The organism is uncultured Mucilaginibacter sp. (genome assembly GCF_913773635.1).
Classification (GTDB): Bacteria; Bacteroidota; Bacteroidia; order Sphingobacteriales; family Sphingobacteriaceae; genus Mucilaginibacter.
Genome location: NZ_CAJYGQ010000001.1, coordinates 158,688 through 180,735 on the forward strand (window position 1 = coordinate 158,688; position 22,048 = coordinate 180,735).

At 42.4% G+C, this 22,048-nt stretch carries 18 protein-coding genes; 7 read left to right on the forward strand and 11 right to left on the reverse strand.

The window, feature by feature from the left end:
• The first annotated feature begins 61 nt into the window (after nucleotides 1–61).
• Together QZ407_RS00660 and QZ407_RS00665 are read left to right on the forward strand one after the other, a co-directional pair.
• Nucleotides 62–592 carry a hypothetical protein gene (locus tag QZ407_RS00660; RefSeq protein WP_295767134.1) on the forward strand — a complete coding sequence of 177 codons (531 nt, stop codon included), beginning with the start codon at nucleotides 62–64 and terminating at the stop codon, nucleotides 590–592.
• A gap of 43 nt (nucleotides 593–635) precedes the next feature.
• The gene (locus tag QZ407_RS00665) at nucleotides 636–1,781 is read left to right on the forward strand and encodes a hypothetical protein (RefSeq protein ID WP_295767135.1); all 1,146 of its coding nucleotides are present in this window, start codon (nucleotides 636–638) and stop codon (nucleotides 1,779–1,781) included.
• A gap of 54 nt (nucleotides 1,782–1,835) precedes the next feature.
• On the opposite strand, the gene QZ407_RS00670 is transcribed toward QZ407_RS00665, so the two are convergent.
• Genes QZ407_RS00670 through QZ407_RS00680 form a run of 3 tightly spaced genes read right to left on the reverse strand, consistent with a single transcriptional unit; the run spans nucleotide 1,836 to nucleotide 5,001 of the window.
• Nucleotides 1,836–2,555, reverse strand: coding sequence for a LytTR family DNA-binding domain-containing protein (locus QZ407_RS00670; protein ID WP_295767136.1), 720 nt, complete (start codon nucleotides 2,553–2,555; stop codon nucleotides 1,836–1,838).
• A complete protein-coding gene (locus QZ407_RS00675; protein ID WP_295767137.1) occupies nucleotides 2,552–3,586 on the reverse strand; it encodes a histidine kinase in 1,035 nt (344 codons plus the stop codon). The genes QZ407_RS00670 and QZ407_RS00675 overlap by 4 nt, the downstream gene beginning before the upstream one ends.
• Nucleotides 3,586–5,001 carry an alpha/beta fold hydrolase gene (locus QZ407_RS00680; RefSeq protein WP_295767138.1) on the reverse strand — a complete coding sequence of 472 codons (1,416 nt, stop codon included), beginning with the start codon at nucleotides 4,999–5,001 and terminating at the stop codon, nucleotides 3,586–3,588. The genes QZ407_RS00675 and QZ407_RS00680 overlap by 1 nt, the downstream gene beginning before the upstream one ends.
• A gap of 207 nt (nucleotides 5,002–5,208) precedes the next feature.
• On the opposite strand from QZ407_RS00680, the gene QZ407_RS00685 reads away from it, so the two are divergent.
• On the forward strand, nucleotides 5,209–5,664 hold the full coding sequence (locus QZ407_RS00685) for a hypothetical protein (protein ID WP_295767139.1): 456 nt from the start codon (nucleotides 5,209–5,211) through the stop codon (nucleotides 5,662–5,664).
• Nucleotides 5,665–5,704: 40 nt separating this feature from the next.
• Here QZ407_RS00685 and QZ407_RS00690 read toward each other — a convergent pair whose 3' ends face one another.
• Complete coding sequence (locus tag QZ407_RS00690; protein ID WP_295767140.1) at nucleotides 5,705–7,423, reverse strand: glycoside hydrolase family 15 protein; 1,719 nt, start codon at nucleotides 7,421–7,423, stop codon at nucleotides 5,705–5,707.
• Nucleotides 7,424–7,494: 71 nt separating this feature from the next.
• Nucleotides 7,495–8,394, reverse strand: a complete 900-nt coding sequence (locus QZ407_RS00695) for an SDR family oxidoreductase (RefSeq protein ID WP_295767141.1) — start codon at nucleotides 8,392–8,394, stop codon at nucleotides 7,495–7,497.
• Between the two features lie 326 nt (nucleotides 8,395–8,720).
• On the opposite strand from QZ407_RS00695, the gene QZ407_RS00700 reads away from it, so the two are divergent.
• Genes QZ407_RS00700 through QZ407_RS00710 form a run of 3 tightly spaced genes read left to right on the forward strand, consistent with a single transcriptional unit; the run spans nucleotide 8,721 to nucleotide 14,810 of the window.
• Complete coding sequence (locus QZ407_RS00700; RefSeq protein ID WP_295767142.1) at nucleotides 8,721–12,005, forward strand: SusC/RagA family TonB-linked outer membrane protein; 3,285 nt, start codon at nucleotides 8,721–8,723, stop codon at nucleotides 12,003–12,005.
• A gap of 29 nt (nucleotides 12,006–12,034) precedes the next feature.
• Nucleotides 12,035–13,465, forward strand: a complete 1,431-nt coding sequence (locus tag QZ407_RS00705) for a SusD/RagB family nutrient-binding outer membrane lipoprotein (RefSeq protein WP_295767143.1) — start codon at nucleotides 12,035–12,037, stop codon at nucleotides 13,463–13,465.
• A gap of 28 nt (nucleotides 13,466–13,493) precedes the next feature.
• Entirely contained in the window at nucleotides 13,494–14,810 is a 1,317-nt protein-coding gene (locus tag QZ407_RS00710; RefSeq protein WP_295767144.1) for an MFS transporter, read from the forward strand.
• Between the two features lie 21 nt (nucleotides 14,811–14,831).
• Here the strand turns inward: QZ407_RS00710 and QZ407_RS00715 are convergent, their stop codons facing one another.
• From QZ407_RS00715 to QZ407_RS00735, 5 genes are read right to left on the reverse strand one after another with little or no spacing between them, the layout of a single operon-like run.
• Nucleotides 14,832–15,665: a glycosyltransferase gene (locus tag QZ407_RS00715; RefSeq protein ID WP_295767145.1), complete on the reverse strand. Its 834-nt coding sequence runs from the start codon at nucleotides 15,663–15,665 to the stop codon at nucleotides 14,832–14,834.
• Nucleotides 15,658–16,683 carry a glycosyltransferase gene (locus QZ407_RS00720; RefSeq protein ID WP_295767146.1) on the reverse strand — a complete coding sequence of 342 codons (1,026 nt, stop codon included), beginning with the start codon at nucleotides 16,681–16,683 and terminating at the stop codon, nucleotides 15,658–15,660. The genes QZ407_RS00715 and QZ407_RS00720 overlap by 8 nt, the downstream gene beginning before the upstream one ends.
• Nucleotides 16,680–17,741, reverse strand: coding sequence for a glycosyltransferase (locus QZ407_RS00725; protein WP_295767147.1), 1,062 nt, complete (start codon nucleotides 17,739–17,741; stop codon nucleotides 16,680–16,682). Before QZ407_RS00725 ends, QZ407_RS00720 begins: the two co-directional genes overlap by 4 nt.
• Nucleotides 17,738–18,760: a glycosyltransferase gene (locus QZ407_RS00730; protein ID WP_295767148.1), complete on the reverse strand. Its 1,023-nt coding sequence runs from the start codon at nucleotides 18,758–18,760 to the stop codon at nucleotides 17,738–17,740. Before QZ407_RS00730 ends, QZ407_RS00725 begins: the two co-directional genes overlap by 4 nt.
• Nucleotides 18,761–18,768: 8 nt before the next feature.
• Nucleotides 18,769–19,872, reverse strand: coding sequence for a glycosyltransferase (locus QZ407_RS00735; RefSeq protein ID WP_295767149.1), 1,104 nt, complete (start codon nucleotides 19,870–19,872; stop codon nucleotides 18,769–18,771).
• A gap of 322 nt (nucleotides 19,873–20,194) precedes the next feature.
• Here QZ407_RS00735 and QZ407_RS00740 point away from each other — a divergent pair, with 322 nt between their 5' ends.
• Nucleotides 20,195–21,295 (forward strand): formylglycine-generating enzyme family protein, encoded by a 1,101-nt coding sequence (locus QZ407_RS00740; RefSeq protein ID WP_295767150.1) that lies wholly within the window; start codon nucleotides 20,195–20,197, stop codon nucleotides 21,293–21,295.
• Between the two features lie 68 nt (nucleotides 21,296–21,363).
• On the opposite strand, the gene QZ407_RS00745 is transcribed toward QZ407_RS00740, so the two are convergent.
• Nucleotides 21,364–21,957, reverse strand: coding sequence for an RNA polymerase sigma-70 factor (locus QZ407_RS00745; RefSeq protein ID WP_295767151.1), 594 nt, complete (start codon nucleotides 21,955–21,957; stop codon nucleotides 21,364–21,366).
• Nucleotides 21,958–22,048: the final 91 nt, after the last annotated feature.

The following is a 22,048-nucleotide window of genomic DNA, read 5'->3' on the forward strand; positions in this document are numbered from 1 at the left end:
TTAGTCTGCTGCTGTTGATAGCGCCTTAAACAAGCTATTGTATAAAACTGTTAAGGTGGTAATGACCAGGCATTACCATTTCCCGGCTACCCGTGCTACGCTGATAGGTGTGATACTTATTTTTGTATCATTATTGCCTTTAATAATCTTTTCGTTAATTGATAAGTCTATCATCTCCGGTTTAAAATTCTATGCTGAGTTGTTTACCGGATTTCCTCAAATTCTTTTAGGGTTAATTAATCTGTTAATTATAATTAGCGGCGTATCGTACATAATCAAATCGAGAAAAATTGTTTGGCTAAAGCTTGATGATCGAGGTGTTTATTATCTGCCGTGGGGCGATGGCGCACCATCAAGAGCGAAACCTTTGTTCAATATTTTTTACCTGGAAGAATCTCTCGTTTTTATACCTTACCGGGATGTGCACTTTGCAAAAATTCGAGAAAATAAGTGGACCGGCGGTTACATTAGGTTAAACCTGAAAGGTATGGAGTACAAAGATATAAAGTCAGTTCCGTTTACAGTTGTCCAAAAGCAAGAAATAATTGCTATCATTAACGAACATTGTAATAAAAATCAGAAATCTACTTAGGGTTTGATTACCAGTAGGCATATGATTGTAATAATGATTCTTGATGAAACCAAAGTTGACCTTATTATTCTTCATTATAGCATGCCGGGTATTTGCGCAGCATCATCTTCCGGTAGTAAAAGCCAATTCAAACAAAGCTAAATTTTATGAAGAAAATATGGCGGTTTACAACTGGTATATTAACCCGGCCGAGAAACCTGATGTGTTTACCACCGGTAAATTAACCCGCGCCACCAGCTTTGTATTTAAAACAGATACAGACTCTATTAGCTTTAAGTTGAAGCCCGGGCAGCAAAAAGATTTCATTGTACTTTTGAATGGAAAAGATTCATGCTTTACCCGTATACAAAGTTCGGAGCCTAAAAATTATAGTGCCAGCGCCAACGCTTTTCATGATACGGTTGCGTTTAAAATCAACAAGTTTAACACTAACTATTTGCCTGTTGTAATCAACGGTACCGACTCAATTCTTTTAAACTTTGATACCGGCGCAACAGATGTATGTATAATTAGCGACAGCCTGAAAAAGAAGGTAAAAGCAAAGTTGAAACTATACAGTACCCCTTACGCTATTAGCATAGGGAATAAAGAATTCAAGAGTAAGATTTATGACATAACCACTGCCGGACATGAGGTTGATGGCTTGTTAGGATGGGATTTATTTGACGGTATGGTTGTGGAGCTTGATTATGACAAGCAAAAAATGATCATCCATTCAGCAATGCCTAAACATTTAACTAAAGACAAAGGTTACGAAAAGCTCAACATCACTTACATCAGGAATAAACCATTTATTGAAAGTGAGATATCACAGGATGGCGTAATTAGTAAAAGCTTATTCTTTTTTGATTTAGGTTATCAGCGAGCTGCAATGTTTGATAACGATGTTCTGGTAAATGCAAAGTTTCCTGTTAACAAAATGCACGTTATAAAGAAGGTAATAATGCATGGTAGCAGGGGCAATGAAATACCGGTGATTACAGCTGCTTTGCAAGATTTACAAATTGGGAAGTTTCGGCTAAAAAATGTCCCTGCCCAAATCATGACGGAGGGTAAGCCTTTGCCCGGTACAAACGTTCATTACCTGGGCAGCGACGTTTTGAAACGTTTCAATACCGTGCTTGATTTTCAGCATAACGTTATTTATTTGAAGCCAAACAGATACTATAACACCGCCTTTGCCAATTAGGCCAAAGACGGTGCTTAAGGCCAAATTTTTTGCTTATAAATAAGCTGAAATTTTTTAGCTGTTGAATTCAAATTGCTCTTTGAACTTTGCCACTTGCCTGCGTGATACTTCGGTTGTAAAGCCATCACTTAATGTAAGCCTCAGCCGGTTTCCCAATGATAAATTAACCTTTACAACGTGCCTTAGGTTTACAATCTGCTGCCGGTTTATGCGTATAAAATGTTTGGGGTTAAGTGTTTCTTCCAATTGCTGCAAAGTGCGCAACATAAGCGGACTTTGATTGCCAAAAAATACCTGTATATAATTGCCTTTCGATTCAAAATATCTGACATCTTTTAAGGGCACCAGCCACGCTTTGTGCTGGTCTTTAATAAATATCCGGTTATCCTCATCGCTTGTTTTATCCGGTAATTGCTTAGAGCCAAAATGCGCTGAAGCTTTAAGTATGGCTTTCGCTAACCGCTCCGGGGCAATTGGTTTTAGCACATAATCAATTGTATGATAGTCAAACGATTGTAGGGCATACTGCTCAAATGCTGTAGTGAATATTATTGCAGGTAAACAGTCAAGTTTTTCAAGTAAATCAAAACCGGTTGCACCGGGCAGGTGAATGTCTAAAAATACCAAGTCCGGATTCGTAAGCTTGATTAGTTCTATTCCCTTATCAGCGGAGTCTGCCTCGCCAATAATATTGATGTTGCCATGAGTACGCAGTAATTCTTTAAGTTCCACACGGGCCAACCTCGAATCTTCAACAATTACAGCTTTAATCATTTTATTATTGTAATAGTAACATTTACATAAGGGGACTCCTCTGTCACATTGAGGGTTGCGTTGTTGCCATAAAGCAATCTAAGCCTTTCTTTGATATTGTTAAGGCCAATGCCAAGGCTATCTTCCAGCCGGTTGTTTATAGCTAAGGTGCCGGTATTAGTAACCATTAAAATTAATTTATTACTATTACGGCTGATGTTAACTCGTATTTCGCCACCATTATTTTGTAGTGCAATGCCATGCTTAATAGCATTCTCAACTAACAGCTGCAGTACCATGGGCGGAATAGAATCCGCAAGGCAAGCGTCATCTACATTAATGTGGTAAGTAAGCTTGTCTTCATATTGAATTTTAACCAGTTCAAGGTATTGTTTAAGTATATCAACCTCCTCGGCCAAGTTAATTTCCCGGCCGTCTGTATGCTGTAAAGCATGCCTGAATATTTCCGAAAAGCGGGTTAAAGTTTGTCTCGCCAGGCTTGGATCCTCTAAAATTAGCGCCCTTATATTATTTAGGGAATTGAACAAAAAGTGCGGATTTATTTGAGCCCGCAATGTGCCTAACTGAGCTTGCCTTACCTCGGCCTCAAGCTTCCATTTTTCTACCTCCGTTGAGTGATAGCGCCTTACAAGGTAGTAGCCAAGGTAAACAGAATCCCATGCCAGCATTATACCCATTAACGGAACAATTTGAAACAGTATTGGCATTATTGATAGCGGCTTGTTCCCTAAAAAAGGCAGCATCATAATTATGAGTATTACAAGCCATAACGCCGCTTGTACAAAGGCCGATGCAAATAAAAATGCAACAAGTCTAGTTGCATTAATTTCAATCGTTGCTTTGTATCTTCTAAAGTAGGCACGATAAAGGCTGGTAACCGCAAAGCCTCCGGCGCACATACCGGCCAGGTTCAAGTACAAATTAACGTTACTGAACGATCCGCTGGAGTACTGAGCAATCCAGTTGAGAAAGCCGATGAGCAACCAGCAGCTAATTTGAACTGGCCAAAACCATGACTGTTTCTTGCTCATTACTTTAACCGGGTTATCCAGCTGCTAACTTTAACCAAAGCTGAGGGGTTAACGGTCTCTTCAATTTTTTCATACTCACTGCCAGACCCCGTGCTGGCCAGCTGAAAAAGATGGTTAAGTTTTGGTAAGGGTACAATTTCAAAATGTTTGTTTCTACCTTTTGTTAGGGCGACTTTTATACCGGCAAGGTTTGCCCTTTCCTGCACCTGCATATCTAGCGTTCCGTTAAGCGCTAGCACAGGGCAACGCAGCTTTTCAATGTTAACAGCAGGATTATATGCTATAAAGTATCTGAACCATGGAGTATAAATTTGGCTGGTTGTACGTTTTGCTACATCATCAATGCTTTGACCACCAAGGGCTTCTTTAGGTGTTGCCCTTAATTGCTGATATATTACCGTATCCATCTTTGCTTTAAAGGCAGCCTCGGGTAGGTTGTTAAACTGCCTCATTGCCTTAAATAGTTTGCTGTTGGTGGCTACAGATTGTGTTATGATATTTTCAGGCGCACCTGAAAGGCGCATTTGGTCAGTGCTTTGTTGCACCATAAGTTCATTGATAGGTACACCAGGCGCTGCCAGCAGTACAACAAACTTTACTTCATTATTGCGCGCGGCCACCATTGGAGCAATCATACCACCTTCGCTATGACCCATAAGCCCTATGGATACGCCTTTGAAATCAGCCCTCGACTGTAAGTAGTTAACAGCTGCTTCAGCATCATCTGCAAAATCTGCGCTGGTGGCAGTACCAAATTTTCCGGTAGATTTTCCAACACCTCTATCATCGTACCTCAATACCGCTATACCCTGTTTGGTCAGCCAATCGCTCCATACCAAAAATGGCCTGTGATTAAATTGCGCTACCTCCTCGTTACGATCTTGCGGACCCGATCCACTAATTAATATGACTACTTTTTCCGGCTTTTTACCTGTAGGTATAGTAAGCGTACCAGCGATTATGTTGCCGGCTTTCACATTGTTGAAAGTAATGTCTTCCTGCTTGTAAGGAAATGAGGTTGGATCTTGCGGGCGCTTAACTGATGCTTTTTTACTATCCGCGGGTTTGTTTGGTGTAAGTACAAGTGGCAGGCTTGCTGGGCCTTGTTTAAAGATGCCGTTAATTTTATTACTATCAGCCTTAAACGTACCGGTATATTTCATACCAAACTTTGCAGCTTCTATGGTAAGCTCATTGTTGACGAATTGCGTTTTATCGGTTGCTATGCCTACTGCACCCTGATCGGGGCTATCCATGGTTGTTACATAGTCATTACCGCTTTTGGTAACGTGGAATACGACGTGCAAAGGGTTTTCACCAATTTTGAGGGTGCCATACCACGTACCGGTAATGGTTTGGGCATAAGTGGCAAGTGTAACAAGTACAAGGATGCAGGTTGAGAGTATCTTCTTCATTTTGTTATTATTTAAGCCAAATATGCATGTGTGCTAAATTACTTAATAATAATTTGTGTTGAACGGCTACATAAAGTGATAGGCGGTTAAAACTGTTATCAAATGCCGGTAATCAGTTACTGATTTGTGACAGTAAACCTCAATCTGTCCAATAAAAGTCAATTACACTAACTGCTTCAATGTGGCGTTATTTATTAAAGCTACCTTATGACCTGCAAAATACTCACTTTGATATCGGCCTTGTTTTTATTCTCCCAAATTAACACCTTATCTGCTCAATCTAAAGATTTTAAACATGTAAAGCTTGCACTTAACGCCGATACATGCTTTAAACAAGCGCTTGACTATCTTGAAAACCATGACTACTTTATTGAGGACGTAGATAAAGCCAGTGGTTTTATAAGGGCCAAGTTGTATACTAAAGACAAAAAAATTCTGACATCTAAAGTTGGAGAGCGTAGAACAGTCACCATGCGTTTTAGCACTATTGCTGGAGGAACTTTACTATCGCTTAACATGTATAGTGAAACTTTAAGATGGAGTGGCAGTGTACACAATAATGTGTTGTCTTATGAAGATGATGGCGTAGTTGAGCAACCAACCATATATAAAGCGTTTATAGATGATTTTTCAAGTGCGATAAGGCGAAGTACAGATTACTAAAGAGTCGCCTGTCAAAGCTAGAGTGTACCTGCGTAAGAGGTTAGATATTTTTTTCCGAACATTCATTTAAACCGTTGACAGCACATATAAATGAGGAATGTACAAACGTTTGCGGAAAATTGCCCAACATCATGCTTTCTTGTAAATCAAATTCCTCGCTGAAATAGCCAACGTCATTGGCGCAGCTTTGTACCGCCTGTAATATGGCCTTTGATTTTTTAATGTTTCCTGCCAGAGCATAATGATGCGCCATCCAACAGCTGGCAGCCAAAAACACACCTTCTTTGGCCGAATCGAATTCAAGTAAATGCCGGCGATACAAGTTGCCTTCTTCGTAACGCTCTTCAATAGTTGCTATTGTTTTTTGCAGATGGAAGTTAGCTGGCTCGTCAAAGCCAAAAGGTGCAAAAAGGGCACATGCTACATCAACCTCTTCCGATCCGGCATGCACAGCGTAAGCACCGTAACTGGTTATACAGTTTTCCTTAATGAAGTTTCTGATAAGCCCGGCGTTATACAACCATCGTTCAGCTGTTTCGGTATTGGTTTGGTACGGAGCCATAACTTCTAAAGCGCGTGCTGCAAGTGCTTTGCTTGATGTATAATGCTGCACCTGCTCTTCTTCCCATATGCCGTTATCTTTCCTTTCCCAGTTTTTGCATATATAGTCTGCAATGGCTTCAACCGTTTCCCATTCGGGGCGTTCGCCAGTTTTTGCGTAAATGGCACCGCAAGCCAGCAGTATACTAGCCTCGGCATCTAATTGAAATTGATTTGCAGCGGCATTGCCTTCCGTCACAGGGCTGCTATTTTTGTAGCCCATCAAAGGCAGCTCTCTAACATCCGTGCTTATGGAACCATCAATTCCGTAAAAACAGGATACATGCGATTGATTGTTTTTCTTCATTGCACCTGATACAAATGACATGAACGCATACTCAACCTGTCCGTCAGTTTGCAAGGATACCAGAGATGAAGTGATGAGTGCTGCATCGCGCATCCATACATAACGATAGTCGTAGTTGCGCTTGCCACCAACAACTTCGGGTAGCGCTATAGTAGGTGCGGCAATGATACCGCCAGTAGGCTCGTAAACCAATTGCTGCAAAGCACGTAAAGAATTATGCACTTCGGACTCAAAAGAACCGCTGTAATCAATATGTTTTTCAATCTCTTTCCAAGCCGCCAAAGTAGATGCCAGCGCATCGTCAAGCATATTGCAATCAAGCTGTTCGCTGTTAATCAGGGCAACCCAGGTTGGTTCACCAGCCGGAACGTCAAATTGGATGACATCATCAACAATGTTTAGTTTATGTGAACAATGAAGCCACAACTGCTGCTGGGGCAATACAATGGTATGAGCAGATGCATGGTGCAGGCTCAAGGGGTTTAAGCCATAATCGCCTACCAACCGAACCCGCCCGGTAACAGTTGCCGGTGCCGGGCTTATTTTACGGCATATGCCCTGAAATTTTGATGCAAGCGGCATAAAATCGGTAATTGACAGTTGGCCGCCATTTACGTTAAAGTTGGTTTGCAGCACACTGCTTCTGTCAATGAAAGCCCGGTCAACAAAAGTCTTGTTATCACATTCAATTTCCCAATATCCGCCTTTGTCCTCATCAATAAGCGATGATAAGAGAGCCGCACGGTCAAAAGCGCCGGGGCAGTACCAGCTTATAATAGCATCTTTATCAAGCAGGGCACAGGTGTTACGGTCACTGAGTACCGCCAGTGACGAAATATCGGGTTGTTTCATGGGTTTTAGCGGCTAAAATAAAAGCCGGGCAGTAAGCACTGCCCGGCATTGAATGGATGTTAAATAAAATCTTATGGGTGACCGTTACCACCTGCGGCGCCATATACCTGACCGGTAGCATAGCTTGCATCAGCATCGGCCAACTGCACAAAAATGGAAGCTAGCTCTGCAGGCTGACCAGGACGGCCAAGCGGTGTAACTGATCCGAATTTTTCAATGGCATCCTGCGGCTGGCCTCCGCTTACTTGCAACGGGGTCCATACCGGTCCGGGTGCTACACCGTTAACACGAATACCTTTTGAGCCTAATTGTTTAGCCAGTGACTTTACATAAGCAACGTTGGCTGCCTTAGTTTGTGCATAGTCAAAGAGGTTCTCTGACGGGTCATATGCCTGTACCGATGAGGTGGCAATTATAGCCGAACCCTCTGGCAAATGCGGCAATGCAGCTTTGGTTATCCAAAATGGTGCATAAATGTTGGTTTTGATGGTGGCATCAAATCCTTCTTCCGTAATGTCTAATATAGAGTCAATGGCTTGCTGCCTGCCGGCATTGTTTACCAGTATATCCAACCCGCCAAGTTCTGAAACAGCTGTGGACACCAATTCTTTGCAAAATTCCGGATCGGTAATATCTCCGGGAATGGCTACACCTTTTCGTCCGGCTGCCTGTATTAAAGCAATTACTTCATCGGCATCACTTTGTTCTTCCGGTAAATAGTTTATCACAACATCGGCACCTTCACGTGCATAAGCAATAGCGGTTGCCCTGCCAATGCCCGAATCACCGCCGGTAATAAGTGCTTTACGGCCTTGCAATCTTCCCGAACCTTTGTAACTTTCTTCACCATGATCGGGCAGTGGATCCATTTTTGAGGCTAAACCGGGTGCCTGTTGCGGCTGTCTGTTAAACGGAGGAGCTGGGTATTTACCCGCCGGGTTCTCCAGTTTTTTTTGTGTTGATTCTGACATGTTTTTCTTAATAGATAAATTTTGATGTTATGAAGCAACAGGCTTTTATAGTAATTGTTGAGATTATTGATATCTTTTATCATGCCGCGCTCGGCAGCTAAAATATGTGCGTACAAGTATACCCTGCATATTAATTAAAATCTTTAAACATGGTCGTTGTAAGTAATATAGCCAGTTAACTAGGATATCAATTTAATTTAAAATTTAATTATCTATGTTTACTGCTTTTTCCTATAGCTGCACTACGGAGAGGGGCCTGACCGGGCTTTTTAAAATACGCACCTATTAACATTCATTTTTTATTTTTCAACTACTAATCACTATTTATGATCAAAACTTTACTGTTAAGTATTGTTGTGCTATTTTCATTTTCAAACATCTTTGCTCAGCAAAGAACAATAACCGGAAAGGTTACCGAAAGTGAAACAAGTGCAATACTACCCGGTGTTTCTGTTACCGTAAAAGGGACTACCATTGGGGTAAACACCAATAATGAGGGGCGCTATTCTTTAAGCGTTCCGTACAACGCAAGTGTGTTGGTTTTCACACAGGTTGGCATGCAAGCCACCGAAATAAGCATTAATAATCAAAATGTAATCAACGTTCAGCTTAAGCCCGATAGCAGGCAGTTGGGCGAAGTTATTGTAAATGCTATAGGTGTTGAAACCCAACGCGATAAATTTGCCTCTTCTATTTCAACAGTAAAGGGTAAAAGCATAGCACAAAGCGGCGAAACCAACCTGCTAACCGGAATGAGCAATAAGCTATCGGGCGTTTTAATTACCCGAAACGGCGGCGACCCGGGCTCAGGCGGCTATATACAGGTACGCGGACAAAATACAATTAACGGCAACGCACAACCCTTATTTATTGTAGACGGGATGCCGGTAAGCAATTCTAATGATAATTTGGGTGCCGCTGCTGCAAATGGTATTGTACAGCAATCGCGTATTAATGACATTAACCCTGAGGATATCGAAAGCATGGAGGTGTTAAAAGGCGCTTCCGCTGCAGCGTTATGGGGTACCCGTGCGGCTAATGGCGTAATTATCATCAAAACCAAACGTGGTAGAAACACTAACGGAAAGTTAAATATTACCTATAAATCAACCGTTTCGTTTGATCGTGTAAATAAACTGCCTTCATTACAATCTGCTTACGGGCAGGGTTCCGGTGGGTTCTATAACCAGGGTAATAAAGTAAGCTTTGGTGATTTAATTGCATCACGTAGAGGTGGAAGCGATACTTACATCACATCACCGGGTGCCGCAGGCTACCAGGGTTATGTTACCTTCCCTGACGGATCGCAGCGATACGCCATAGCGTCAGGTAATGCGGCTAATCCACACGGTGGGAAAAATTCTACCGAAACTTACGACCATTATAAAGACATATTCAGAACCGGCCATTTTTGGGAAAATAACCTTACGCTAAGTGGTGGTGACAGCAAATCAACGTTTTTGATGAGCTATGGCAATTTAACTCAAAATGGTGTTGCCAAAGCGTTTAGCAAATATGGCCGTAATACCGCCCGCGTTAATGCTGCTTCACAATTTAACAGCTGGTTGCGCGGATCTGCCAATATCAGCTATGCAAAAATTAATTCACAGCGCAACCAGGAAGGCGACAACGTGGATGGACTGATGCTGGCGGCCACCCGTACACCGGCCGATTTTGATAACCGTTACTATACCGGAACCTATACCAGCACAACAGGAGAGATGTTCCAAAATGCGCATGTATCATACCGCAATCCGTTAGGAAAAGACCTTGGGACGATATATGCCAATCCTATATGGAATTTGTACAATAATCGCAACAGCAGCGATGTAGACCGTTTTACCGGAACTTTTGAATTGAACATTACGCCTGTAAACTGGCTAAACGTTACAGGCCGTGCAGGCATTGATAACTTTACCGATGACCGTACCGAGCGCTTTGCGCGCAACTCGGCTACGTTTCTAAATGGTTACTTATCAAAAAACCTGCTGATGGAAAAGCAGTTTAATACTGACGTTTTCGCCAGCGCTAACAAAACCTGGAGCGACCAGTTTAAAGGCACATTGCTGGTAGGTTTTAATTACAACAACAGACGACGCAGCACACGCTCAGATGCTATCTCAAATTTAATTGTACCTACAGCACCTGATATTTTAACTAATGCACTTAACTCTAATTTAGTAGCCGGCAACACCACTTCACTCATAAGAACTTACGCATACTACCTTCAAACTGATGTTGAAGCGCTTGATATGTTTTACCTGACCCTAACTGGCCGTAGCGAAAGTGCTTCAACCTTTGGCAATAAAACCAGCAGCAGCTTTTTCTTCCCGTCGGCAGCGCTGGCCTGGCAGTTAACTAAATTAAAAGCGTTCAATAATCTTACATTCCTTGATTTTGCCAAGCTGCGTGCAACCTGGGGACAGGTGGGTATACAGCCGCAACCTTATCAAAACTTTACAGTATTCAATCCGGCAATTTACGGTGATACGTTTACACGGGGACTGTCATCAGCAAGTTCACTTTACGGCGGGGGATACAGCCGAAGCTTTGTTGAAGGTAACGACTACTTAAAGCCTGAGCGTAAAACCGAAACGGAATTAGGCCTTGATTTACGCATGTTTAAAAGCCGCGTAAATTTTTCAGCTACCGTTTACACCAACAAAACAAAAGATGTTATTCTATCGCTCAACGTACCAAACGAAACAGGCTTTACCGTGCGTAACACCAATGCAGCGGTATTGTCAAATAAAGGTATTGAGCTTGATGCAGGTGCTGACGTGTTAAATGTTAACGCCTTCAGATGGAACCTGTCGGCTAACTTTTCGGCTAACCGCAGCAAGGTAAATTCTTTGGCGGGTACTACGGTGTATACGTTGCCTGATGCCTTCCTGGGATTGGCCTCTTTGATACCGGGTCAGGCGTTTGGCTCGTTTTATTCTACCGATTTCCTCAAAGACGGATCGGGTAAGTATATTTTAGATAATAATGGTTTCCCTCAGCCAGGTATAAGTAATGAAATTGTGGGTAACCCTAATCCAAAATGGCAAGGAGGCTTGGGTACAACGCTATCCTACAAAAAACTGTCGTTGTACGTGCTATTCAGCAGGGTAGCAGGTAACGCAATTTTTAATGGTACACGTGGTTCGCTGTACAGCATAGGTACTCATGCTGATCAGGGGCAAACAGCCATTGCACCTGCAGGAGGTGTTAAAGATGTAAGTGGCGCGTTGATTCCGGCAGGTACTTCGTTTCAGGGCTATATTACCGATTTTGGCGCAGGCCCTGTAGCTATAAATCAGGCATGGTGGCAGGGACGTGGTTCGGCCAGTAACACGGCTTCGTACAAGCAATTTGTAGAAGATGGCAGTGCTACCCGTTTACGTGAAGTTACACTTACTTACACGTTGAACTCGCCTGCATTTCAGCGTTTAACGCATCTTGCTGCTGTAGATTTTAGCGTTACAGGAAGGAATCTGGTGCTTTGGACCAAGTACACCGGCGTTGACCCTGAGACTAACGTAACAGGTGCCGGTCTGTCACGCGGTCAGGATTGGTTTAATAACCCTAACACCCGCTCCTTATTATTTTCATTACAAATCAGGTATTAATCTAATTCCGGTTTGCATTTAAGCTATATATGAAGAATTTAACTACTGTAATTATTATATGTGCCGCTTTCACCAGTAGCGTGTTAAGCAGCTGTTCAAAATTATTTGAAAATCCTGATATCAATACCAATCCTAATGCCGTAACCAATGTGGATTTGCCCACACTAATGGGTGGAACTTTGTTAGGAGTAGGTTTGCTGCATGAAGATACCGATGTAAGGATAGCCTCCATGTGGGCGGGCGAATTGAACGGATTAGCCCGAGCTCACCTGGGTTATTCACAATACATTGTATCTGCCCAAAACTTTACCTGGAGCCCGTTATACCCCGTGGCCGGCCAGGCAAGGCTAATGCAACTGAAGGCTGATTCGATAGGCAATGCCTGGGGAAAAGGAATTGGTCAGGTTTTAGAAGCTATGGTTATTGCCAAAGCCACAGCTTTGTACGGAGATGTGCCTTACAGTCAGGCTTTTGATGCTGCCCGATACCCAACACCAGCATTTGACAAGCAACTTGATGTATACGGTGCGCTGCAAGTTACACTGGACAACGCCATTATAAATCTTTCGGCAGCTACAGGTTCAGCTTATCCTGCAAAAGATTTCATTTATAAAGGCGATGTAAAAAGATGGCTTGCCGCCGCTAATACTCTTAAAGCGCGTTTGTACCTGCATACCGGCAATTATGCACAGGCTGTAAGATATGCACAGCAGGGCATAAGCAGTTCTGCTGGTGATGCGTTGATGCCTCACGGCACCGCTATAGGCGTTGACATTAATCAGAACTATGATTTCTTTGCCGTATCGCGCATTGGGGATACTGGTTTTGATGGCGCTTATTTACCAAAACTGATGCAGTCGCGCATCGGTTCGGCCAATACTAAAACAGATGAAACCGCACTGTATAACTACTTCTTCAAAAAAGGTATTACAGCTACTAACAGTTTGGATGGTAACACCGTTGATGGAGCCTTTGTGGCAGCTGCGCCGCAGCCGTTGGTTACTTACTATGAAAACCAATTGATTTTGGCCGAAGCACAGGCAAGGTTAGGACAAAATAACGAGGCTTTGAACTCCTTGAACAGCGTAAGGGCAAGCCTGAACAATGGTGTAATTAATGGACGCACTTTTGGTGCAACCGGCCGCAGGTATGATGCCTACACACTTGCTGACTTTGGTGTTGCTGGCCTGGCTAATAGTACAGGTGCGGCTAATGTGCAGGTAGCCTTATTGTATGAAATTATTTCACAGCGTTACATTTGTTTCCTGATGCAATATGAGGCATTTAATGATTACCGCCGTTTGGCAAGTGCTGTGCCGGTGGTGCAACTGCCTATTCCTTTGTATACAGGTACACAAAAGCCGCAGCGGTTTATTTACCCACAGGTTGAAATTAATACAAACCCAAATGTGCCTAAGCCGCTTGCCAGTCAGTTTACTAAGCTTTCGGTGTTTCCCTAATCATGACAATAGATTTTAGCCGCTACCTATGAAATTAAACAAACGGTTATCAACTTTGGCCGAACGTGTTTCGTTAAGATATTTCACCTTTATTGCTTTGTATTTTGCCGAAGGATTGCCCATGGGCATTTTATTTATCGGCATACCGGCCTGGATGGCCATGAACAATAAAACTGTTACAGAAATTGGTGCCTTTGATGTGGCGTGTGCCATGCCATGGACTTTCAAGTTCTTTATTGCGCCAATGATGGACAGATATACATTTTTACCCATGGGCCGTAAGCGCCCCTGGGTAATTATATGCCAGTTAGGCTTATTTATAAGTTTGCTGGTGATGGCATGTATAAAAGATCCGCTCAACAATTTATCTTTACTTGTTGCAGGAGGGTTCCTGGTATCTGTATTTGGAGCTGCGCAGGATGCCGCAACCGACGGCCTTGCGGTAGACAATATACCTGCTGAAGAGCAAGCGCGCGCCAATGCTTTTATGGGCGGCGCAAGGATGATTGGAAGCTCATGTGCGCTAGCCTTAAGCACTTGGTTGCTTGAGAAATACAATTTCCTCGTCTCCACAGCTACCATTGGTGTTATGGTGGGCTTGGTTACGTTGGTGCCATTACTTATAAGGGAGCACCAGGAAGAACGGCTGCTACCTTGGTCGGAGGGGCAGGCAAACCCGAGCAACAAGGAAATACAGATTAACAGTTGGGTTGAAATGTACCGTTCGCTGTATGCAGCATTTAGTTTAAAAAACGCCTTTTTGCTGGCTTCGCTACTGTTTTTGTCGCAAGGGTCATATAATTACTTTGAAAAGCTGCTACCCATATTTGCGGTAAAAGTTACCGGCTGGACGCATGTTTATTATTCAAACGCATTTGCCGTGGCAGATCTTACCGGCGGCATTGCAGGTATTTTATTGGGCGGATGGCTTATTGAACGCTTTGGCATCAAGCGTATGATTTACATCTATTTCTTTTTCATCTGCGCACAAACGTTACTGCTGAGTTCACTCAGCCAATACTGGAATGACTCGAATTACCTGTACAGCTATATTATTGTTTACCGTTGGGTGAACGCCTTTGCTAAAATTGGTGTATTTGCCATTGCCATGCAATGCTGCTCAAAGCGGGTATCTGCAAGTCAGTTTACATTTTACATGACTATTGGTGCAGTTGGTTCAATGGTTGGAGCGGCGTTGATTAGTCCGGCAAAAAATAATTTTAGCTGGGAAGTATCCTTTATGTTTTTTGCTGTTATGATGGTGTTATGCGCCATAAACCTTCGCGCTTTAAACATTAAAAAGTTAGAACACCAAATTGAAGAATTGGAGCACCAGCGTAATTAGCATTGCGCCAAAGTGGGCTTATTAATACGGATTTTGCGAAATGCTGTGTCTTAATTGCTCATCAGTGGGTTTTTGGATGACGGTAATTTTATCTGCCTGGTCTATATTGATTAAGCCCATTTTTTGAAACGCTTTAAGCCAGCGTTGCATGGGCAAAAAATTCCATTTTTGGCGGTACCGCCTGGCGTTTTCAATGATGGATTGAAAGTAATTTACAGGTGGGTCATACTTATCATGGTACTGGTGCAATACATAATCACCAGCAAAAAGTAGCTTAATGCCCTGCTGTTTAAACATCATGGCAAAATCAGTATCCTCGGCCCCATAACCCATAAAGGATTCATCAAAGCCTCCAATTTTTTTAAACGTTTGCTTTTGAATACCAAAAATCAACGACCAGAACTGCAGATGCTCAACCGGCTCGCCCACCGGTATATGTTCCCGGGCAGGGTGGCTTATTGCTTCCTGTTTTAGTGCTGCATAATTGCCTGTTTCCGGAACAAACGGCAAATATAAAGGATAAGCTGCAATAATATTTTGAGATTGTAGCTGCGCCAGCATGCTCTCAAATAAGGTTGGCGATACAATGCAGTCTACATCAATAAAAATAATATTGTCTGTTTTTGCAGCCTTTATGCCTGCATTGCGTGCGGCAGCTAATGGCAGCTTTTGCGAATTACCCATTACGTGAATACTCACATTTAAACCGGTAGGAGGTTTTATGTCATTAGCATTGTCCATACAAACAACCTGTACATCATAGGGTAGGAGCGTTGAGGCCTGTACAGAATGAAGCAGGTTAGCTAATTGCTTACGCCTTCCTTTAACAATAGTCACAATACTAAATTCAGGCATACCACTCTTTCATTTGTTGCGCTATCAATTGGGTCGATGATGTACTCGTTAGGTTTTTTTCAGGTTCGAAAGTTTTAGCTTTTGCTATTACTTCCTGCCACTGCTGTGCGCTAAAGATATCTTCAGCCAAAAGGGCAATACCCTTATTTGCTAAAACGCTGGCATGTACTGCCTGCTCATTGTAAGGCCGAGGTTCAGGCAGTAAAATCAAACGTTTGTTAAGCGACAGCAGTTCGGCAATGGTGTTTTGTCCGGCTGCAGTTACTACTACCTCTCCAACAATAGCTTCGCTGATATTATCCACTTTACCGAGCAGTGTGCAATTGTTACCTAAACTATAGTTTTGTTTATTGCCAATGATGGTAAAATGGGTGTTCTCATCTTGGGTGATGTTTTTAAGTATATGTTCGTTATAGTTATCGTAGCCTAATAGTACGGTCACATTACCAATTTCGGATAGTGAGTTTTGGTCTATATCACGTCCGGCATACTTTGAGATATATCCGCTGTAAAAAGTTTTAAATGCAAATTGATATTCTTCCTGTTCAATACATGAAGGGAAGTGAGCTATAATATGGTCTGCAAGTTGATGTGCAAACACCTGGGTGGGGTCGTTCATAATATCACCGTGCAAATGGACTAAGACAACGGGTACGCCCATGCCTCTTACCATAATGGCTAGCTCAGGAACGCCATCGCAATAAAATGCTTTTGGTCTATAACGTTCTATCGCTTCGGCAAGTGCTTTGGCACGCTGCGCGGGCTCAACAGCATAAGGTGTAACTTCAAACGCTTTGGAAAAGGTATGCTCAGGCATGATATAGTCATCGGGATATTTAGGGGGAAGCTCCAAAACTTTAACACTATGCATACAGCGAAGATAGCCGGTTATTTCATTGTTTGTGGTTACTGCTATTACTTCAAAAAATTCTAATAATGCAGGGTATAGCATATTGAACGTTGCCCTATGCCCGTTGCCGTGTGCATGTACAAAGTAAAATAGGGTAGGCTTGCTCATAATTGCGCCTCTTTCGTTAAGCGTTCGTAAACCCTAACATAGGCCGCGGTAGTTTTTGCCATATCAAATGATGCTGCGAAGTTTCTGCAGGCTTCATGAGTCGATTTTTTAGCAACCTCCAGCGGTTCTATCAAATCCTGCCAGTTGTGAGAATCAACAGTAACTGAAACTTGCGGATCTCGGAGTTCAGCTGGTATAGCAGTGCTGAACCCCACAACAGGTAAACCGCTGGCAAGCATCTCTATGGTGGCTAAACCAAACGGCTCTTCCCAGGTTGCGGTTGCTAAAAATGCAGAGGCACCAGCCACTAATTTACGTAACTGTTGCTGTGTAACATGAGATATGTATTCTACACGCTCATTCAACTGTGGTTTAACATACTCGTTAAAATAGCTTTGGTCAAAAATAGAGCCTACTATTTTAAGCGGCTGTTGTAAATGATTTGCTAGATGAATAGCGGCTTCAACATTCTTTTCTTTGGCGATACGCCCGCTCCAAAGTAAATACCCGTCGGTATTGCGGCCGTTTACCTTCCATTTTTCAAGTGGTATTCCATTCAATATCACCTCCACATCCTGACCCAAAGATGTTTTCCATCGTTGACTCATTCTGCCTGAAATTCCAATAGGTGTAACCGGAGCGTGCTTTATAAAAAACTTATACATCAATTCAAAACGTTCGGATGGGGGTAAATGCAGGGTAAGTACTGCCGGGGTTTTAAAAAGCGCCCCCATTGAGTAAATTTCAGGTATGTATGAGTTGTAATGGATAACATCATACCCGCTAACTTCAAATGCTCCGTATTGCAATGTTTGGTAGTTTTGCTGCCCGACCTCCTCATTGGTTGGCCTGTAAGAATCGTCTTTCATGCTGAGCGCACTTTCCCGAAATTCAATTACCTGGAAAAGATTTTTTTCATCGGCATCTTTTGCTATCACATCTACGGTATGGCCGGCACGCACCAATTCGTTGGCGTGTTCAACAATAAAGGCCTCGGTACCGCCGCTATATGGTTCGCGCAGCGAAATGAATGGCCCTGCAACTATGAGTATCTTCATATTAACTTCTCAAAGTAGTTTATATAGCGCTCAGCCATAGTAGTTAAAGAGAATTTTTGTGCGTGTTGCCGTACCATTTCGCTGTCAAGTAACATAGCCGCCTTTATTGCTTTTGTAAGAGACGCTACGTTCTTTTGATCGGCAACAACTCCGCTGTTGGTATCTACAAGTTCATGAAAGGCGCCGCGATTAAAACCCGCTACAGGTACCCCTGCCGACATGGCTTCGATATTTGTAAGTCCAAACGGCTCTTCCCATCGTACAGCATTCACCATTGCTGCTGCTCCCTTCATGTTTGATAGCGTATCTGCTTGTGTTAAATGCCCAAGGTACGTATCATCAGGGGTCATGCGTGGTTTAATTTGTTCGTCAAAATACTCCACATCGTCAACCGGCCCGCCAAACTTTAAGGGCATATTTAATTCGTGCGCGGCATCTAAAACTATATCAAGTCCTTTGGCATGTACAATTCTGCCGAACCAAAATAAGTAGTTGCTGCTAGTGCGTACAAGTGGCCATTTATCAAGGTCTACACCATTATAAATAACTGTTGAACCGTTATTAGTGTACGGCGCCCAGGTGCTTTGAAAAGATTTTGAAGGTAGAATAAAGTGCAAGTTTGCTGAATGCGATGATATTTTAATTGCAGCTTTCAGCTTACTGGTTGGAGGCGTATGTATAGTAGTAACTACCGGAATTTGAGCCTTTATGCCCCATATTACAGGTAACTCATGGGTGGAGTTATTATGAACGATGTCGAAGTTTTGTTGTTCAATATCTCTTAGTATGGATAAATACTCATCATTTTCGTAAAGCTCAAACTGCTTGTCTTCCCTGTGTTCACTACCGTAAAATGCTTTAACGTTTAATTCAGGGTCACTATCGGAATGAGCATACAAGGTTATATGGTGCCCCAACTTCATAAAAGCTTTACACAGTGAATGTGTAAATGCCTCCAAGCCGCCGCGAAAGGGTTCGGCAATGGGTAATCGGGTTTTAGCTATAATGGCAATTTTCATGAGCCAGCTTAATTTAAAGGTAGGGGTTGCTCAGAGGCAATTTGCGTCACGCTGTTGCCTGTAAAAACGTCTTCTATAAATACAGCTCCATTTAGCAATGCTTTATTATAGAGGTCGAGGTATTCAACCGTCATACTTTGAACATTCATGTTTGATGCAAATTCTCTACAAGCATCTGAACTGATGATTTGGCTTTGCTCAACCAACTCTGCCAGGTCTTGCCATTTAGGGGAAGCTGTGGTTAAAACGCTTTCATGTTTCCAGTTAGGCGGTACTGCGGTGGTAAAACCCACAACGGGTACGCCGCTTGCCAGCATTTCCAGCGCCGCCAGGCCAAAAGGCTCTTGCCAGGTGGCGGTGGCAAGGTAAGCTGTCGCATTTCTGGCTAAGCTGCTAAGTTCCAGTTGTGTTATATGTCCAACATATTGAATTTGACTGTTGAGATGAGGCTTAACCATTTCATCAAAGTAATGCTGATCCGTAATCCTTCCGGCAATAATGAGCGGTAGTTGCATATGTATTGCCAGGCTAATGGCAGCGGCAACGTTTTTTTCTTGATTAATACGGGCCGACCATAGCAGGTACTTGCCACCCCTTGCGCCATTTGCAGGCCATAAGTTTATATCTATACCATTAGATATCAGTGGTATATCAAGGCCAAGCGCATAATCCCATTGTTGTTTTACTCTTTCTGATATCGCAATAAATGTAATATAGCCAAATTCAGCCAGTTCCTGATACGCTGATACGCGTTTGTGGTCTGCCGGTGAGTGCAATGTTAAAAACAAAGGTTTGTTAAATTGCAACCCAGCAGTTATCAGGTGCGGGTAAAACATATTGTAATGCACAATATCATATTTATCAGTGTTCAGTCTTTCAAACTGACTTTTTTCTTCCGCAATTTTGTTGTATTCAGATTGCTTTGAAGTGGAGGCTGAAAACGGATTTACGAGTGTGAACTTTGCATCAGCATCGGCCTCTTCAGCAACAATATCAACATTATGCCCATCATCAATAAGCTGGTTGGCGAGTGAAACCATAAACGCTTCAATACCACTATTGTATGGCTCTTTGAGTGATATGCCAGGACCTGACACCAATAAAATATTCATATTAAAAAGCACCTATCTGTGTAGCTAATTAGTTATCCGTCATAAAAGGCTACATACAGAGGTCATCAAGACTGATGTGCGTGGCTTTTCAATAAGATTGATTTATATCCTATAAAAAATAAAAGGCTTAAATGTTTAAGTAATGAAAAATATAGATGAAAATATAAAGTTTAAAAGCAGTACAAACTTGTACTTACAGCGTGGCAAACCATGAATTATTTATTGCACCCACAGATACTTATAATGAAGTTGCAGTATATTGGCTTTTTCTCTCCGCTTACTATTAATTTAAATATCCTTTGAGCTTTGCTGAATCCACTGCATGAAGTTTTTGTATTGTAAATCTGAATTTTTTATAAGCTTTATTAGCGCTGTACTTTTGCTAGGCATATTTTCATGCCATAGTCCATCAAATCAAAATAACGAGACTGGTAATAAAGCAACTGAAAATGCAGTCGAGGTTGAACATGTAAAAGCAAATAGATATACAGCTTTTGAAAACATGGTACTTATACCAGCCGGTAGCTTCATGATGGGAGGTGATGGTAGTGAAGCAGCAGACGATGAGCTACCTAAGCATAAAGTCAATTTAAAAGCTTTTTGGATGGACGAACATGAGGTAACTAACGCGCAATTTGCCAAGTTTATCAGCGCAACGGGCTATATTACAACTGCCGAACGCAAACCTCAATGGAGCCAATTAAAACAACAATTACCGCCCGGAACTCCTGAGCCACCCGATAGCCTGCTTAATCCAGCATCCCTGGTATTTACACCGCCAAACCATGCAGTTAATTTGCAAGACTACGGCCAATGGTGGAGTTGGGTGCCCGGTGCCAGCTGGAAGCACCCTGATGGAAAAAATAGTAATATACAAGGGAAAGAGAACTACCCAGTAATACATATAAGCTGGGAAGATGCTGCAGCCTATTGCAAATGGGCAGGTAAACGCTTACCAACCGAGTCCGAGTGGGAGTATGCAGCACGTGGCGGTCTGCAAAATAATATATATCCGTGGGGTAACGAGCATATTGATGCGGGTAAGCCGAAAGCCAATACCTGGCAGGGGGCATTCCCAAATAACAATACCTTGAAAGACGGATTTTTTGGTCTAGCACCTGTCAAAAGATTTAAGCCGAATGGGTATAAGCTTTATGACATGGCAGGTAACGTTTGGGAATGGTGCGCTGATTGGTATAGTGCCGTTGCGTATAAAAATTTGCCTGCAGTAGTGAATAACCCTAAAGGACCTGTAAGTAGTTATGACCCCGAGGAGCCGTACGCAAAAAAGAAAGTGACCAGAGGCGGATCATTTATGTGCAATGATAGCTATTGCTCCGGTTACCGTTCGGCACGGCGCATGAAAAGCAGCTTTGACTCGGGTATGAGTAACTTAGGCTTCAGATGCGTACGCGACAAGTAAATGTCAAGAAGTTAAGATTTAGACAAAAGCATTGTGCTGCGTTGCATAGGCAGGCATCATCCACCGTTTTAAAATACAATGAGAGTAGCTAACAGTTGTATGTAAAGCAAGTCGGTAATTTCAATATGACTTTTCAAAAAACGTGTAGCCTGGCTTATTTGATTTTCAACTGTTCTCTTTGAGATTTTAAGGCGTTCTGCAATTTCATCGTTAGACAGATCCTCCTTTTTACTTAAAATAAAAATCTCTCTGCACCTGGCAGGAAGGGGCTTGAGGTATTGTTCAAGCTTATAAAACAGCTCGTCCTTGCCATAACGGTTAACAGCAATGTTTTCTACAACAGGTAACAAGTGATCTATATCATTTTCTGATGTATCAACCAAATGCGGTTTAGCGGCATTAATTTTTAAGTGTTTGTAGCAATTAAATCGTACTGCAGTAAGCAGGTAGGCCGGGAAAGATGTAATTACCAATTGGTGCCTGCGGTTCCAGAGCGTTATAAATATGTCATGCACTATTTCCAAACTGGTATGTTCGTCATCCAGGTACTTTATAGCGGTTTTAAAAAGTTTATACCAATACTTTTCAAAAAGCTCACGAAAAGCTTGATCATCGTCAGCTTGTATAGCCGACCACAATTCAGGATCAAATAGTTTGGACATATAATTGGTTATCCCAAATAACAAAAAATAATATGACTTTTCAAAAAAAGCTTTTCCAAAAAAATATTTTCAAAAGCGTGTGAGTCAGCCA